This window comes from Leifsonia sp. 10N434 (assembly GCF_056394405.1).
In genome coordinates this window covers 40,591-57,204 of sequence record NZ_JBFTHV010000009.1, presented here as the reverse complement: position 1 = coordinate 57,204, position 16,614 = coordinate 40,591, and the positions used below count along the sequence as shown (strand labels likewise).

The 16,614-nt window shown below is 70.3% G+C and carries 12 protein-coding genes; 6 read left to right on the top strand and 6 right to left on the bottom strand.

Annotation, left to right across the window (positions count from 1 at the left end; genetic code table 11):
- Positions 1 to 119 precede the first annotated feature (119 nt).
- A complete protein-coding gene (locus tag AC1DB1_RS18515; protein WP_477201858.1) occupies positions 120 to 701 on the top strand; it encodes an NADPH-dependent FMN reductase in 582 nt (193 codons plus the stop codon).
- A gap of 134 nt (positions 702 to 835) precedes the next feature.
- Here AC1DB1_RS18515 and AC1DB1_RS18510 read toward each other — a convergent pair whose 3' ends face one another.
- The 3 genes from AC1DB1_RS18510 to AC1DB1_RS18500 all read right to left on the bottom strand — a co-directional run bounded on the left by AC1DB1_RS18510 (position 836) and on the right by AC1DB1_RS18500 (position 7,098).
- Positions 836 to 1,612: a DNA-formamidopyrimidine glycosylase family protein gene (locus tag AC1DB1_RS18510; RefSeq protein ID WP_477201857.1), complete on the bottom strand. Its 777-nt coding sequence runs from the start codon at positions 1,610 to 1,612 to the stop codon at positions 836 to 838.
- A complete protein-coding gene (locus tag AC1DB1_RS18505; RefSeq protein ID WP_477201856.1) occupies positions 1,612 to 6,372 on the bottom strand; it encodes an ATP-dependent helicase in 4,761 nt (1,586 codons plus the stop codon). Before AC1DB1_RS18505 ends, AC1DB1_RS18510 begins: the two co-directional genes overlap by 1 nt.
- Positions 6,373 to 6,447: 75 nt before the next feature.
- The gene (locus AC1DB1_RS18500) at positions 6,448 to 7,098 is read right to left on the bottom strand and encodes an alpha/beta hydrolase (RefSeq protein ID WP_271175910.1); all 651 of its coding nucleotides are present in this window, start codon (positions 7,096 to 7,098) and stop codon (positions 6,448 to 6,450) included.
- Positions 7,099 to 7,240: 142 nt separating this feature from the next.
- Here AC1DB1_RS18500 and AC1DB1_RS18495 point away from each other — a divergent pair, with 142 nt between their 5' ends.
- Positions 7,241 to 7,813: an NUDIX hydrolase family protein gene (locus AC1DB1_RS18495; RefSeq protein WP_271175909.1), complete on the top strand. Its 573-nt coding sequence runs from the start codon at positions 7,241 to 7,243 to the stop codon at positions 7,811 to 7,813.
- Between the two features lie 638 nt (positions 7,814 to 8,451).
- On the opposite strand, the gene AC1DB1_RS18490 is transcribed toward AC1DB1_RS18495, so the two are convergent.
- A complete protein-coding gene (locus AC1DB1_RS18490; protein WP_477201855.1) occupies positions 8,452 to 9,090 on the bottom strand; it encodes a TetR/AcrR family transcriptional regulator in 639 nt (212 codons plus the stop codon).
- 136 nt (positions 9,091 to 9,226) lie between these two features.
- On the opposite strand from AC1DB1_RS18490, the gene AC1DB1_RS18485 reads away from it, so the two are divergent.
- Positions 9,227 to 10,753, top strand: coding sequence for an MFS transporter (locus AC1DB1_RS18485; RefSeq protein WP_477201854.1), 1,527 nt, complete (start codon positions 9,227 to 9,229; stop codon positions 10,751 to 10,753).
- Positions 10,754 to 10,823: 70 nt separating this feature from the next.
- Here AC1DB1_RS18485 and AC1DB1_RS18480 read toward each other — a convergent pair whose 3' ends face one another.
- Positions 10,824 to 11,648 (bottom strand): DeoR/GlpR family DNA-binding transcription regulator, encoded by an 825-nt coding sequence (locus AC1DB1_RS18480; RefSeq protein ID WP_271175906.1) that lies wholly within the window; start codon positions 11,646 to 11,648, stop codon positions 10,824 to 10,826.
- Positions 11,649 to 11,760: 112 nt separating this feature from the next.
- Here AC1DB1_RS18480 and melA point away from each other — a divergent pair, with 112 nt between their 5' ends.
- Positions 11,761 to 13,077, top strand: a complete 1,317-nt coding sequence (gene melA, locus AC1DB1_RS18475) for an alpha-galactosidase (RefSeq protein WP_477201853.1) — start codon at positions 11,761 to 11,763, stop codon at positions 13,075 to 13,077.
- Positions 13,078 to 13,138: 61 nt separating this feature from the next.
- On the opposite strand, the gene AC1DB1_RS18470 is transcribed toward melA, so the two are convergent.
- A complete protein-coding gene (locus tag AC1DB1_RS18470) occupies positions 13,139 to 14,206 on the bottom strand; it encodes an amidohydrolase family protein (RefSeq protein ID WP_477201852.1) in 1,068 nt (355 codons plus the stop codon).
- Between the two features lie 140 nt (positions 14,207 to 14,346).
- On the opposite strand from AC1DB1_RS18470, the gene AC1DB1_RS18465 reads away from it, so the two are divergent.
- Positions 14,347 to 15,228 (top strand): SIS domain-containing protein, encoded by an 882-nt coding sequence (locus tag AC1DB1_RS18465; RefSeq protein ID WP_477201851.1) that lies wholly within the window; start codon positions 14,347 to 14,349, stop codon positions 15,226 to 15,228.
- 36 nt (positions 15,229 to 15,264) lie between these two features.
- Entirely contained in the window at positions 15,265 to 16,596 is a 1,332-nt protein-coding gene (locus tag AC1DB1_RS18460; RefSeq protein WP_477201850.1) for an ABC transporter substrate-binding protein, read from the top strand.
- The last annotated feature ends 18 nt before the right edge of the window (positions 16,597 to 16,614 follow it).

Here is a 16,614-nt window from a genome sequence, read left to right as displayed (position 1 = left end):
CCCGGAATCGCGGGACGCCGCGACGAACGGTCGAGCGGGCGGGAATGAACTGCGCGCATCCCGGGTTCGATGTTGGTGACACGTCATCAATCCGTCACACGCAACGAAAGGTCTCTCACATGACGAAGATCGCCATCATCATCGGAAGCACCCGCCCGGGACGCAACGGCGAAGCCGTGGCCCGCTGGGTGCTCGAGCACGCCGCACAGCGCGAGGGCGTCGAGTACGAGCTCGTCGACCTGCTCGACTGGAACCTCCCGCACCTCGACGAGGCCATGCCCGCCGCGATGGGTCAGTACGCCAACGACCACACCAAGGCCTGGGCCGCCAAGATCGACGAGTTCGACGGCTACATCTTCGTGACCCCGGAGTACAACCACAGCACGTCGGGCGCCCTCAAGAACGCGATCGACTACGTCGGGGCCGAGTGGTACAACAAGGCGGCCGGTTTCGTCAGCTATGGAGTGTTCGGTGGCGCCCGCGCCGTCGAGCACCTGCGCCTGGTGCTCTCGCAGCTGCAGATCGCGACGGTCAGCGCCCACGTCGGCCTGAGCCTCGCACACGACTTCGAGAACTGGTCGCTCAAGGCCACCGCGCAGCAGGAGGCGGCGCTCACGCCGCTCTTCGACCAGGTCGAGTCCTGGTCGACCGCCCTCGCCACCGTCCGCAACGCGGACGCCGACGAGCAGCAGGCGGCGTAATGCAGCAGGCGGCGTAACACAGCAGGCGGCGTAATGCAGCAGGCGGCGTAACGCAGCCTGTGCCGCAGTGCGATGGCCGCCCCGATCCGGGGCGGCCATCGTCATCTCCGCCACTGCCGTCTCCGCCGGTGCGCCTACGTCTGGCAGTGCGGGCAGTAGTAGCTGACGCGCAGTTCGAGTTCGTTGCGCCCCAGCTCCGACCGCTGGATGCGCGTGCCGCAGCGCAGGCACGGCTCGCCCTCGCGCCCGTAGACCCAGCTGGTGCGACCGCGCCGGGTGTCCCCGGTGGTCACGCGCACCGTGCGGTCGCGATTGGCCACGATCATCCGGTGCCCGAGACGCACCGCCGCGGCGAGGTCCGCGTCGCGCACGGGCCGGGTCGGCAGCATCCCGCGCAGGAAGCACAGCTCGTTGACGTACTCGTTTCCCAGCCCCGCGAGGTTGCGCTGGTCGAGCAGGGCGACCGCGATCGGCGCATCCGGATGCTCGGCGAGCCGCCGTACGGCCTCGCCGGCGTCCCAGTCGGCCCCGAGCAGGTCTGGTCCGAGGTAGCCGACCGCTTCCTCCTCGCGGTCGCGCGGGATCACCTCGAGCAGCCCCAGCTGGAAGCCGACCGCCGTCGTGTCCTCGGTGCGCAGGATCACGCGAGCCTGATGCGCCGGATGCCGCCAGTGCGCCCCGGGACGGTAGAGCTCCCATGAGCCCTCCATCTTGAGATGGCTGTGGATCGTCATGTCGCCGACCCGCGCGAGCAGGTGCTTGCCCCGGCTGACCACCTCGTCGACCGTGCGTCCGGACAGGTCGACGGTGGCGAACGCGGGCACGCGGAAGTCCGTCTCGGTGAGCACCTTGCCGGCCAGCGCCGTGTCGAGACGGCGCGCGGACTGGTAGACGGTGTCGCCCTCCGGCATCAGCGCAGCCTCAGCCCGCGGGGCGTCGCGAGGAAGCCGGCCTGCGCGAGGGCGTCGCCGAGCGGCGAGCCGAGCACGAACTCTCCGTTGACCGTCTCGACCGCGAGCTTGTCGACCCGTCCGTCGGTGATCAGCCGCGCGAGCGCACGGGCGGCCGCCTCCAGGTCGAGGGTGGTCGGAGATCCGGTGGCCCCGGCCGACCCGGCGTTTCCCGAGGTCCCGGATGCCTCGGCCTGGTCGACGAAGCAGAGCATGCTCTTGCCCCCGCGTTCCACGTAGAGCGTGAGCGCGCCGTCGACCAGCACCACCAGTGCCCCCGCCTTCCGGCCCGGTCGGTGCCCGGTGCCCGTCTCGCCGGGCACAGCGGGCCACGGCAGGGCGGCTCCGTACGGATTCGCCGGGTCGGTCGCGGCCAGCGCGATCGCCGCGTGATCCGGTTCCTGCGTGTGATCGGCGACGAACGACCGCAGGCGGTCGACGGTCGGGCCGGTGGCGAACTGCGCGGCGCCGAGCGTCTCGATGAAGTATCCCCGTCGGGCGCGTCCGGTCTCCTCGAACCCGCTGAGCACCTTGTACGCGAGGGCGAATCCGCCGGGAACTCCCTCGTTCATCACCGACCCGCGGGTGACGACGCCGTAGCGGTCGAGCAGGGTCTCGGCGGTGGCGTGCGCGCGCACCGTGGAGTCGAGGTCACGCGTCGGCAGAAGCGACCAACGGCCGGCCACCGTCGGCGGCCCCATCCGTGTCACCATCGCCGAGCGGGCGGCGGCGCGGCCACGGTACATCCGGGCGCGCGTCGGCTGCTTGGGCCGCTTGTGGGCGGCGGACGACCCGGTGAGCGTGCGGAGCGGGGCCAGGGTGTCGTTCGTGATCAGCCCGGCCCAGACCAGATCCCAGAGCGCCGTCACGAGGGCGGTGTCGTCGACGGGCGAGCCGGCGTCGGCTCCGAGCGTGTCGGAGAGCTGGCGGAAGAAGTAGCCGCCGCCGCGGCTGAGCGCGGCGAGCACCTGCAGCTGAAGGTCGTCGGTCTCGACGTCGAGCGGCGGCGCGAGAGTCAGCGGAGCGGACTCGGCCAGATGCAGACTGACCCAGCCGTCGTTGCCGGGCAACGATCCGTCGCCCGCCCAGATGACCTCGCCGGTGGCGGTCAGCTCGTCGAGCATGGCCGGGCTGTAATCGTTCACGCGGCTCGGGAGCACGAGCGACTCCCACGCGGAGGCGGGGATGCGCGTGCCGGAGAGCTGCTCGATGACCGAGGCGACCGCATCCACCCCGCGCAGTGTGCCGCCGATGTGCTGCCAGTCGGGGAGGAAGCGCCCGTAGGTGACGGTGTCGACGGGCTCGACCTCGTGGCGGAGGGCGGCGAGCGACATCCGGCGCAGGCGCCGCAGCACCTCGGCGTCGCACCATTCGGAGCCGTGGGCATGCGGGCGGAACTCGCCCTCGACCACGCGGCGATCGTGCGAGAGGCGGCGGAGAGCATCGTTGGCGATCGCGGCGCCGAGCCCGAACCGCTCGGCGACGTCGGCCGTGACGAAGGGGCCGTGGGTGCGCGCGTACCGGCTGACCAGGTCGCCGAGCGGGTCGTCCACCGGCTCGATGAAGGCCACCGGCACACCGATCGGGAGGGGGACGCCGAGAGCGTCGCGGAGTCGTGCGGCGTCTTCGATGGCGGCATAGCGTTCGTGGCCCGCGATCGTGACGAGCAGGGCGCGCTTGGTGTCGACCAGTTCGCTGAGGTGGACCGCGGCTGTGGCTGCGGTGGCGTGCTCGTGCTCCGTGGCTCCCTGCAGGCGCTCGGCGACCTCGTCGACGCTCAGTGGCCCGAGCATCCGGAGCAGATCGGCGGCGCCCTCGATGCCCCGCACCCGGCGCTCGGGCGCCAGGCGCTGGAGTTCGAGCTCGACCCGCTCGATGACGACCGGGTCGAGCAGCTCGCGCAGCTCGGCGCGTCCGAGCAGCTCGGCCAGCAGTCCCGCGTCGAGCGAGAGTGCGGCCGCGCGTCGTTCGGCGAGAGGACTGTCGCCCTCGTACATGAACGCAGCGACATATCCGAACAGCAGCGACCGCGCGAACGGTGACGCCATCTCGGTGCTCGCCTCGACGAGCCGGATGCGCCGCTGTGCGATCTGCTGGGTCACCTCGTCGAGCGCTGGCAGGTCGTACACGTCTTGCAGGCACTCGCGCACCGTCTCGAGGATGATGGGGAAGCTCGGGTACTTGCGCGCGACATCCAGCAGTTGCGAGGCCTTCTGGCGCTGCTGCCACAGAGGCGAGCGCTTGCCGGGGTTGTACTTGGGCAGCAGCAGGGCACGGGCGGCGCACTCGCGGAAGCGCGCGGCGAAGAGCGCCGAGCCGCCGACCTCCTCGGTGACGAGAGCGTCGAGCTCGTTCGGGTCGAACACGAACAGCTCGGCTCCCGGCGGCTGCGACTCCGTGTCGGGGATGCGCACGATGATGCCGTCGTCGGCCGCCATCGCTCCGCCGTCGATGCCGTACTTGTCACGCACACGCGCCTGAACCGCCAGCGCCCACGGCGAGTGCACCTGCATGCCGAACGGGGAATGCAGCACGACGCGCCAGTCGCCGAGCTCGTCGCGGAACCGTTCTACGACGAGCGTGCGGTCGGTCGGGACGTGCCCCGTCGCCGTGCGCTGCTCGGCGAGGAAGGCCAGGAGGTTGCCGGTCGCCCACTGGTCGAGGCCGGCCTCGACGCAGCGCAGTTCGGCATCCGTCTCGGAGGCGGAGCTCACCTCGCGGATGAACGCGCCGACCGCACGGCCGAGTTCGGCGGGGCGGCCGAGTCCGTCGCCCTTCCAGAACGGCAGGCGTCCCGGCTCGCCGAACGCGGGCGTCACGAGCACGCGGTCGTGGGTGATCTCCTGGATGCGCCAGCTGGTCGAGCCGAGGGCGAAGACATCGCCGACCCGCGACTCGTACACCATCTCCTCGTCGAGCTCGCCGACCCTGCTCGCCTTCTCGCCGACCATGTAGACGCCGAACATCCCGCGGTCGGGGATCGTGCCGCCACTCGTGACCGCCAGGCGCTGCGCCCCCGGGCGTCCGGTGATGGTGCCCGTGTCGCGATCCCACACGACGCGCGGACGCAGCTCGGCGAACTCGTCGGAGGGGTAGCGGCCGGCGAGCAGGTCGAGGGTGGCGTCGTAGGCGCTGCGCGGGAGGGTGGCGAACGGCGCGCTCCGGCGGACCGTGTCGAACCAGTCGTCGGCGTCGATCGGCTCGAGAGCGGTGGCGGCGACCGTCTGCTGGGCCAGGATGTCGAGCGGGTTCGTCGGCACGCGCAGCGTCTCGATCATGCCGGAGGTCATCCGCTCGCTCGCGACCGCCGAGTGGATGAGGTCCGCCCGGTGCTTGGGGAAGACGATGCCGCGGGAGACCTCGCCCACCTGATGGCCGGCGCGACCGACGCGCTGCAGCCCGCTCGCGACCGACGGCGGCGCCTCGACCTGCACGACCAGGTCGACCGCGCCCATGTCGATGCCGAGTTCGAGGCTCGACGTGGCCACGACGCAGCGCAGCCGGCCCGACTTGAGATCGTCTTCGATGAGCGCCCGCTGCTCCTTGCTCACCGAGCCGTGGTGGGCCCTGGCCAGCACGAGGGAATCCGGGTCGTCCGTGATCGCCTCGCGGGAGCCGCGGGTCTGGCCGGAGGCGCCGATCATCTCGGCAGGGGCGCGCTTCTGGGCGGACCGCGTCGCTGCTTGTGCTCCGTGCGCTGCCGGCGTTCCTTGCGCGCCGGCGGGACCGTCCGTCGAGTCGTGCTCGAAGGGGCTGCCGTCGTCGCGGGGGACGAACGAGTCGCCGCCGAGGATGCGCTCCTCGTAGATCTCGTTGAAGCGCGCGGTGAGACGTTCGGCCAGGCGGCGCGAGTTCGCGAACACGATGGACGACCGGTGCTCGAGCACGCGATCGACGATCGCCTCCTCGACGTGCGGCCAGATCGATCCCGCCTGAGGCGGCGACCCGTCGTCGTTGCCGCTCGCGAAGGTCGAGGTGCCGAGCTCGCTCATGTCTTCCACGGGCACCACGACCCGCAGGTCGAACCGCTTGCCGGATGGCGGCGAGACGACCTCGACGGGCGACCGCCCGCCGAGGAAGCGCGCCACCTCCTCCGGGGGCCGCACGGTGGCAGACAGTCCGATGCGCTGCGCGGGCTGCGGAAGCATGGCATCCAGCCGCTCGAGCGAGAGGGCCAGGTGGGCGCCCCGCTTGGTGGCGGCGACGGCGTGCACCTCGTCGACGATCACGGTCTCGACGGTCGCCAGGGTCTCGCGCGCGGCGGACGTCAGCATCAGGAACAGCGACTCCGGCGTCGTGATCAGGATGTCGGGTGGAGTCTTCACCAGGGCGCGGCGGTCGGCGGACGGGGTGTCGCCGGAGCGCACGCCGACCGTGACGTGGGGCGGCTCGGCGCCGAGGCGCTTCGCGGTCTGGGTCACACCGACGAGCGGGGCGCGCAGGTTGCGTTCGACGTCGACGCCGAGCGCCTTCAGCGGCGAGATGTAGAGCACGCGCGTCCCCGGCGCCTCATCCGGCTGCTTGACGCGGGCCGCGAGACGGTCGATCGCCCACAGGAACGAGGCGAGAGTCTTGCCGGAGCCGGTCGGCGCGATGACCAGCGCGTGGCGGCCGCGGGAGATGGCGTCCCAGGCCCCGACCTGAGCGGGCGTCGGCGCGGCGAAGGCCCCGCTGAACCACTCACGGGTCGCAGGGGAGAACCGATCGAGCACGTCGCTCATCCCTCTATCCTCCCCCCGACCACCGACACTCGCGAGGGCGGCTGCGGGTTGCGCAGCGAAAGGACGGGCATCCGGTCAGCGGGGGAGCTGAGCGCGGATGAAGGCCGAGATGTCGGCCAGCTCGCGGGACGAGATCGCATGCCCCATGCCCTCGTAGATGCGGGCATCCAGTGCGGCGTGGTCCGGGAGCCACTCGGCCGTGCGCGCCACCGCCGCCGCGCCGATCACCTCGTCCAGGGTTCCGCGCCCCCAGAACACCGGAGTGCGTCGCTCGGCGAGTGCCGCATCCCCCGGCTGCTCTCCCTGCACGGCGAATCCCGACAGCTGCACCGCGTAGTCGAAGCGTTCCGGTGCGAGCCGCAGCAGTTGCAGCGCCATCGCGCCGCCCTGTGAGAATCCGAGAAGGCCCGTCGGCGTGGGCGGCTGCTCGTCGAGCCAGTCGAGCACCGCGCGGGCGGCAGCGTCGGCGTTGGAGGCCATCGGATCGCCGGGCACATTCGTGAACCGCGAGAACCAGGCGAAGCCCGGCCCCTCGGGGATCGGCGCCCGAACGGATGCGATGACCGGCTCGAGCGGCAGGTATGCGGAGATCCCGAAGAGGTCGGCCTCGTCGGAGGCGTACCCGTGCATCAGCACCAGCAGTGGCCGGCCGGCGCGGTCGCGTTCCGAGGCGGACCAGAGCACGGCGTCGCGGTCGATGGTGAGGTCGGGCGAGGGGAGGGACACGCGGACTCCTGGCTGACGGCGAGCGAAGGCTCCATTCTCTCGCCTCGTCGTCCGCCGTCCCTCACATTCAGTGTCTTCACCAGGTTTTCCACAGTTCCGGATGCACGCACTCCTGGCGCCGGACGTTCCGTAGGATCAGTGCATGAGCGTGCGCACCCCGGACCCCACTCCCGACCCGCTGCCCGACGGCCCGCAGCCGGGGCCCGCGTGGCTGAGCGACATCGAGCTCGAAGAAGTACGCCGCCGGCTGCCTCTGCTGTACGTGGAGGCCGTGCCGGTGCGGGTCGACGGGCTCGGCCAGGTCACCGAGGTCGGAGTGCTGCTGCGCGCCAACGCCGTCGGCGAGATGACGCGGACGCTCGTCTCCGGCCGCGTGATGTACGGCGAGACGCTGCGCGAGGCGCTGTTCCGGCACCTCGAGAAGGACCTCGGGCCGATGGCGTTCCCGCAGCTGCCCGCCAGCCCGGTGCCCTTCTCGGTCGCCGAGTACTTCCCCATGCCGGGCGTCACCCCGTTCACGGACGATCGGCAGCATGCTGTCTCGCTCGCCTACGTCGTGCCGGTCACGGGGACCTGCGAGCCCCGACAGGACGCACTCGAACTCACCTGGATGCTGCCGGAAGAGGCCGTGTCACCCAGCATCTCCGAAGAGATGGAGGGCGGCCGCGGCGTGCTGCTCAAGTCGGCGCTCGCCTCGGTCGGCCGCATCGTCTGAGCGCGTGCGCGACTGTCGCGCCCCGGCGCGCATCTGCCGCGCCCGGCTGCGCGTCTCTCGCGCCCGGCTCGCATAACTCCGGAAGTCGGAGGCCCATCCGCGCCGGAGTTCCGGAGCTATGCGGGAGCGCGCGGCGTGTCGGGACGGAGTTCCGGAGTTACGGGGCGGGATGGTCGTCAGGCGGATCACAACTCCGGCTTGACGGCTGCTACGGAGCGGGGATGGTCGTCAGCCCGAACCGCAACTCCGGAAGGTTGGAGCCTGTCCGCGCCGGGGTTCCGGAGTTATGCGGGGGCGCGTGGCGTGTCGGACAAGGGTTCCGGAATTACGGAACGGGCATGGTCGTCGGGCGGAATCACAACTCCGGAATGTTGAGGTCTATCCGCGCCGGAGTTCCGGAGTTATGCGGGCGAAGGCGGCGTGTCGGGACGGAGTTCCGGAATTGTGGAACGGGGATGGCCGTCGGGCCGACTGCGGCTCCGGGATCGCGGAACGGGCATGGCCGTCGGGCGGAAACACAACTCCGGAATGTTGAGGCCTATCCGCCCGGAGTTCTGGAGTTATGCGGGAGTGGGCGGCGTGTCGGGACGGAGTTCCGGAGTTGTGCGCAGAGCGCAGCGGGCGGCGGCGCGCAGCGCCTAGCGCCGCACCGGGCGCAGGCCGTCGACCGCCAGGTCGATCACGCGGTCGCGCTGTGCGTCGTCGTCGAATGCGACGCTCGCGATGCCCGAGATCATCCGCACCACGTCGCCGATCTCCGTGTCCTCGCGCACGACCCCGGCGGCCTGCGCGCGCTTGAGCAGCGGTTCCCCAGCCGAGTACAGCGACGTGCGGCAGGTGAGCAGAACGGGTGAGTCCTTGTTGAGGCCGTCGACGAGCGCCTTCTTGGTGCCGACGTAGGTGATGAAGCGGTGCAGCCAGGTGTCGAACGCGTCCCACGGCTCCAGGGATGCCGCCTCGGATGCCGCGCGCACCACCGATTCGACTTCGTCGACGTAGACCGCCTCGACGAGGGCGTCGCGCGTGGGGAAGTTGCGGTAGAGCGTGCCGATGCCGACCCCCGCCTGGCGGGCGATCTCCTCCAGGGAGGCGCTGGTGCCGTTCGCGGCGAACCCGTCGCGCGCGGCGGCGAGGAGCGCGTCGAAGTTGCGACGCGCATCCGCCCGCTGCGGACGCGTGACCGTAGCAGTGGCGACGGTAGTGGCGACGGTACCCGCGACGGTACCGGTCTCGGTGCCGGCGCTCGTCTGTTCGGCGGTGCCCAAAAAAACCTCCACGAAAAACTTGATTACCGGAGGCGCCCTCCGCTACGCTGATTCAGTAAGCGGAGGCAACCTCCGAACGGAGCCTCCCTCCATTCTAGCCGACATTCCGTCGGTGAACACCCTTTTTTCGAGGAACGGATAACCTCACATGTCTCGATCCCGTCCCGGCCTCACCTTCGCCATCCTGGCGTTGAGTGTCGGCTCCTTCGCCACTCTGCAATCCCTCGTCGTCCCGGTGCTCCCGGTCATCCAGTCCGACCTCGGCACCACCACCGCCGGCGCCACCTGGACCATGACCGCCTGGCTGATCTCGGCCGCTGTCGCCACCCCGCTGCTCGGCCGGGTCGGTGACATGGTCGGCAAGCGCCGCATCCTGATCCTTGCGCTCGCCGCCGTCGCCATCGGCAGCGTCATCGCCGCCTTCTCGCCCACGATCGGCAGCCTGATCGGCGCCCGCATCATCCAGGGCCTGGGCGGGGCGATGTTCCCGCTCGCGTTCGGGATCGCTCGCGACGAGCTCCCGTCGAACCGCCTCGCCTCCGCCATCGGCGCCCTCGCATCCATCATCGCGATCGGCAGCGGCATCGGCACCGTACTCGCGGGACCGCTCGCCGACGTGCTCGGCTGGCGAGGGCTGTTCCTCGTGCCCGTCGTCTTCACCGTCACCGGCGCCATCCTGGCCCGCATCTTCATCCCCGAGTCGCGCACCCGCGCACCGGGCGGCATCAACCCGTGGTCGGCCGTGCTGCTCTCCAGCTGGCTCGTCGCCCTGCTGCTCCCGCTGAGCACCGGAAACCAGTGGGGATGGGGATCGCCGGGCGTGATCGGGCTGTTCGTCCTGGCCGTGCTGCTGCTCGCCACGTGGGTGATCGTGGAGCTCCGCTCGCACAGTCCTCTCGTCGACATGCGCATGATGCGTCTTCCCGCCGTGTGGTCGATGAACGCCGCGGCTGTGTTCGTCGGCGCCGCGATGTTCGCGGTGTTCGCGTTCTTCCCGCGGTTCGTTCAGACGCCCACGGCGAGTGGATACGGTCTGGGGGCATCCGTCTCCGAGTCGGGTCTGCTGCTGCTGCCGATGCTCGTGACGATGGCGGTGACCGGATTCGCCAGTGGGCCGTTGTCGCGCTGGCTCGGGTTCCGCAGTCAGATCGTCTACGCGGCCGCGGTGATGGGGCTCTCGAGCATCTCGATGGCGCTGTTCCACGCGACCCTGGTGCAGGTGACCGTCGCCGCCGGCGTGTTCGGGATCGGCCTCGGCCTCGTCTATGCCGCGATCACGAGCGTCGTCGTCCAGAGCGTTCCGCCCACCCAGACGGGCATCGCCACCGGGATGAACGCCAACCTCCGCACGATCGGTTCCGCCATCGGGGCGGCCCTGATGACGGCCATGGTCACCGGCGCGACCGAGCCCAGCGGGCTCCCGGCGGAGCCCGGCTACACCGAGGGCTTCCTCACTGCGGGTCTGCTGGCCTTCGGGGCCGTGATCGTCACCGGAGTGGCGATGCTGATCGCACGTCCGCGCCGCACGACGGCTGCCGTGGAGATCGTCACCATGCCCGAGTCGCCCTTCGCCGAGAGCGAGGTCGCGCTCGAGCCCGAGCCCACGCGCGTCGAGGAGCCCGCGCGCGCCGAGGAGCCCACGCGCGACCCCGCGCTGGAGCCCGCTCTCCGCTGACCCCGGCGCACGAACAAAGGAGGCGGCGCACCGACCGGTGCGCCGCCTCCGCGTTCAGGCCGTCAGGCCGTCACGCGGACGCCGGCGCGTCGGCCACGACGACCTCGACGCCGACCGCGCGCAGGCGGTCGAGCTCGTCCGGGTCGGCCGAGCTGTCGGTGATGAGCATCGCCACCTGGTCGATCCCCGCGTTCTGGGCCAGGGCGACGCGTCCGACCTTGGAGCCGTCGGCCACGACCACCGTGCGCTGCGCCTTCGCGACCATCGCGTGGTTCGTGCGCGCCTCGGTCTCGTCGTGCGTGGTGACGCCGGCCGCGGCGCTGATGCCGTCGGCGCCCAGGATGGCCGTGCCGACGTTGACGGCGTTGAAGGTGCTCTCGGCCAGGGCGCCGACGAGTTCGAGGGACTGCGGGCGCAGGAATCCGCCGGTCATCACGACGCGCACTCCGGCGTAACCGGAGAGCAGGCCGGCGATCGACAGCGAGTTGGTGACGACGGCGATGTCGTGGTGGTGAGCGAGCTCGCGGGCGACGCTGGCCGTGGTGGTGCCGCCGCTCAGCGCGACGACGTAGCGCTCGGCGGGCAGGCGTTCGACCATCGCGCGGGCGATGGCGCGCTTGGCGTCCTGGAAGCGGGTGTCCCGCAGGGCGACCGGGATCTCACGGCCTCGGTCGACAGCGGATGCCCCGCCGTGCGTGCGCAGGATCAGGTTCTGGTCGGCGAGGTCGGAGAGGTCGCGCCTGGCGGTGGCCGCCGAGATCCCGAGTCGTGCCGAGAGGTCGGCGAGGCTGATCGAGCCGTGCTCCGAGATGAGATCGAGGATCTCGACCATGCGCTGGGCGCGACGGCCGGAGGTGACGCGAGCGATCAGCGTTTCGGTGGCCGTGGCGACCATGCGACGTCCTTTCATCCCCAGTAACCGCAAATCGATCAGTCGATATGATCACTTTATCTGCGATTCGCTCATTCTGTTGCGCGGAATCGACACACTATCGCATGATCGCTCCATGCCTCAGATTGTTTTCGTCGGCGCGGGAAGCGTCGTCTTCACCCGCCAGCTGCTCGCCGACCTCTTCCGCTTCGACGACCTGCCCCCGTTACGCATCGTCCTGCACGACATCAACGCCGAGCGACTCGAAGTCGCCCGCGGCACGGCCGAGCAGGTGGCGGCGCGCTTCGGCCGCACCGCGGAGATCGTGACCGCCCTCGACCGGCGCGAGGCGCTCGCCGGCGCCGACTTCGTGATCAACATGATCCAGGTCGGCGGCATCGACGCGACCAGGGTCGACCTCGAGGTCCCCGCCGCAGCGGGGCTCCGGCAGACGATCGGCGACACCACGGGCGTCGGCGGCGTGTTCCGCGCGCTGCGCACCTTCCCCGTGCTCTCCGGCATCGCGGCCGACATGCTCGAGCTCTGCCCCGACGCGTGGTTCCTCAACTACACCAACCCGATGGCGATGAACGTGTGGTGGATGTCGCAGGTGGCGCCGCAGATCAAGACCGTCGGCCTGTGCCACAGCGTCTACTGGACCGTGCACGACCTGTGCGCGCTGATCGGCGTTCCTGTCGAGGGCACGCACTACCGCGCGGCCGGCGTGAACCACCAGTCGTGGCTCGTCGAGTGGTCCCGCGACGGGGAGGACCTGTATCCGCGACTGCGCGAGGCGATCCGCAACGACCCGGAGCTGAAGCGACGCGTCCGCGTCGAGATCTTCTCCCGCATCGGCTTCTACCCGACCGAGACCAGCGAGCACTCCGCCGAATACCTCTCGTGGTTCCTGCGCTCCGACGAGCAGATCGAGAAGTACCGGCTGCGTCCGCTGGAGTACATCGGCATCTCGGAGGAGAACGTCGCCGAGTTCGAGCACGCCAAGGTCGCCCTCGCGGCAGGCGAGGCGCTGGAGCTCGAGGAGGGCGCGGCTGAGTACGCACCCCAGGTCATCCACTCGATCCTCACCGGCACGCCGCGCACCATCCACGCGAACGTCGTCAATCACGGCCTGATCTCGAACCTGCCGGAGGGCGCGGTCGTCGAGGTCCCCGCGACGGTGGATGCGTCGGGTGTGCATCCCGAGGTCTTCGGGGCGATCCCGAGCCAGGGCGCCGCGCTCAACCGCACGTACCTGTCGGTTGCCGAGCTCGCCGTGGAGGCGGCCAGGACGGGCGACCCCGCCCGCGTCCGCCAGGCGGTGCTGACCGACCCGAACGCCAGCTCGACGCTGACGCCGCAGCAGATCTGGGACCTCTGCGACGAGCTCACCGCCGCTCACGCAGCGCTGCTCCCTGTCGCTCTCGGCGGCACGCTGGAGAACGCCGTCCGCTGACGGCAGGTACCCGACTCCGACGCCTGACGCCCGACGCCTGACGCCCGCCGTGTGCCCCGGCCTAGAGCCCGAGCACGCGGCGGGCGTTCGCGGCGTACACCCCCGTCAGCAGCGCGGGATCGAGCGAGAGCGCCGACACCGCCCACCGTCCCTGTCCGGGGATCTCGCTCTCCGTGTCGTACGAGAAGCCCTCGTCGGCCGTCTCGAAGAACCGGTAGTGCAGCCGGTACTGCTCGGCGCTCGCCGGGTAGATGTCCGTGCCGAACAGCACCTGCTCCGGATGCTCGGCCACCAGCCGGGCGAAGCGGCGCGGCTGGCGTCCGAGCTCGGCCATGCGGCCGGCCGTGTCGATCGTGTAGTTCGGGGCCGCGTCGAGCAGCTTCGCGACCCGGTCGAGGTCTTCGGCGGCGCATCCGGCGTGCGCGCCGATGAAGGTCGTTCCCGGGCAGGCGAGCACCAGCGCCGCATGGGCGTCGAGCAGGGCGTCGAACGACGGATGCCGGTCCCGGTCGCCGAACCACCAGTCCGGCACCTCGGCGAGCTCGTCGAGGCGCTCGTTGTGGCGGTCGGCCGGCTCGAAGAAAGCGATCGGGTCGGCGGTGTGGATCAGCACCGGCAACCCGAGCTCCCCGGCGTGACGCAGCACCTCGATGACGCGGTCGTCGTCGGGGGAGATCAGGGTTCCGTCGGCGTCGCGCACCATGAGCCCGAGGCTCTTCCACACCTTGACACCGCGTGCGCCCCTGGCGACGCTGTCGTCGAGCGATGCGCGGAGGGCGCCGACGCCATCCGGCTCGGCGAGCCGCGCCCAGTCGAGCTGGCAGAACGTGACGAACCGGCCGGGATGCGCGCGGTCGTAGCGTTCGACGTTGGCCGTGACCTCGTCGTCCCACAGGCCGTCGAGGTTCACGATGGTCTCGACACCGCAGTCGTCCATCATCGCCACCAGGGCCGGCACGTCGTCGATCAGCCATTCGCCGTCGTTGAGCCAGCGGCCGAGATGATTGTGCACGTCGACGACGGGCGAAGCGGGTCGGTCGACGGCGCTCTGCGCGGCGCGCAGCTGACTGCGCGGCGCCCAATCGGCCAGGCGGAGTTCCGCGAGTCGGGACCAGTCGGGGTGGGGCATCCGAAACCTCTCTGTAACAAACGATCACCTAGAGTGAGCGATCTGGACATTTTCGTTGTCAAACGCTCATTGTGCGCCAATGATAAGTCCAATGCGCAGAGCAGCGCGCCTCATGGACCGACCCACAGGAGTACCCACTCGTGACATTGACCTCCCGCGAAATCACCAGTCAGCCTGCGATCTGGCGGGAGGCCCTCGCCGGCCACTCCGAGCGTGCCACCGCGCTGCTCACCCTGCCGGGCTCCCGGATCCTCGTGCTCGGCTGCGGCACCTCGGCCTTCGTCGCAGAGTCGTTCGCCGCCCTGCGGGAGTCCGCCGGTTTCGGTGAGACCGATGCCGCCTACGCCTCCGAGCCCTGGCCCTGGCGCAACTACGACGCCGTGATCGTGCTCAGCCGTTCCGGCACGACGACCGAGGCGATCGACGCGCTCGACCGCGTTCCGGCGGGCGTGCGCACGATCGTGGTGACGGGTGTCGCCGATTCGCCGCTGGCCGACCGTGCCGACGACGTGCTCCTGCTCGACTTCGCCGACGAGGAATCGGTCGTGCAGACGCGCTTCCCCACCACGTTCCTCCTGCTGGCGCGTGCCGCCTTCGGAGAAGACGTCAGCGCGCTCCCCGACCAGGCGGAGAAGGCGCTCGGTCGCCCGCTCGACATCGACGTCGCCGCGTTCTCGCACTTCGTCTACCTCGGAAGCGGCTGGACCTACGGTCTCGCACAGGAGGCGGCACTGAAGATCCGCGAGGCCGCTCAGGCCTGGGCCGAGTCGTACCCGCTGCTCGACTACCGCCACGGCCCGCTCGCCGTCGCCGACAGCCGTTCGCTCGTCTGGATCATCGGGCGCGTCGAGCGGAGCCTCGTCGCCGACATCGAGTCGACGGGGGCGACGGTCGTCTCGGGCATCGGCGACCCCCTCGTCGAGCTGGCGGATGCCCAGCGTCTCGCCGTCGCCATCGCAGAACTGCGCGGACTCGATCCCGACTCCCCGCGCAACCTCACCCGCTCGATCGTCCTCAGCTGACCCCGAGCCTTCACAGCACCGAGAGAGGAACCGAAGATGTCATTCCCGCTCCGCACCAGCACGAAGGCCAGGCGAGCTATCCGCCTCACCGGCCTGATCGCCGCCGCCAGCGTCGCTGTCGCCCTCGCAGGCTGCAGCGGCTCGCAGGGCTCGACGACCCTCGACACCAAAGCCAAGGTCAAGATCGAGGTGTGGTCGGGCCAGGTCGACGCCGCTCAGACCGCGATCGAGGGCCTCGCGAAGGAGTTCGAGAAGGCGCATCCCAACGTCACCGTCGACCTGTCGCCCGGCGCCTCGTCGACCGATCAGCTGCTGCAGAAGCTCTCCGCCGGCTTCGCGGGCAACCAGTACCCGGACATGTCGTACGCGTTCGGTTCCTGGGCGGGCCAGCTCGAAGCATCCGGCCGCACGCTCGATATCTCGAGCGACGTGAAGAAGCCCGCTGTGAAGTGGGATGAGTTCACCGCGGCGGCGCGCGGAACGGCGCAGCCGACGGGCAAGAAGGTCATCGGGTTCCCGGCGGTCGTCGACAACATCGGCCTCCTCTACAACAAGACCCTGTTCGACAAGGCCGGCCTCGCGTATCCGACCAAGGACTGGACCTGGGACGACTTCCGGGCTGCGGCCAAGAAGCTCACCGATTCGGCCAACCACATCTACGGCTACGGCTACTCGGTCTCCGGCAGCGAGGAGACGACCTGGCAGTTCTGGCCGCACCTGTGGCAGAACGGCGGCAAGATCCTGTCGAGCGACGGCACCAAGGCGGAGTTCGCTTCCCCGGCCGGCGATGACGCCCTGAGCTTCCTCCGGTCCATGGCCGTCGACGACAAGAGCGTCTACCTCGACCAGACGGACACGAAGTTCGGCCAGCTGTTCGTCAGCAACCGCATCGGCATGATCACCTCCGGCCCGTGGCAGCTCTCCGACCTGAAGATCGGCGGCACCAAGTACGGCGTCGTCCAGCTTCCCGGCACGGACGGCGACCACCAGACGGTCTCCGGGCCCGACATCTGGGCGCTGTTCGACCACAAGGACGCCAACCGTGCATACTGGACCACCCAGTTCGCCCAGTGGCTGACCTCGGCGGAGCAGGACGAGCGCTTCAACGTCGCCGTCGGCAACCTCCCGCTGCGTTCGTCGGAGGCGACCTCCGACGCGGTCAAGAAGGAATCCGCCGCCTACCCCGGCTACGACGTCTTCGTCGCCAACTCGCTGAACGTCAAGGAGACGCGACCGACCACGAAGGGCTACGCAGCGCTCTCCGTCGAGATCGGCAAGGCCATCTCGTCGGTGCTCCAGGGCCAGGGCGAGCCCCAGGCCGCCCTCGACAAGGCCGCGTCGGCCGCCGACTCCCAGATGAGCAAGTAGGCGTGGGCGGGAACATCC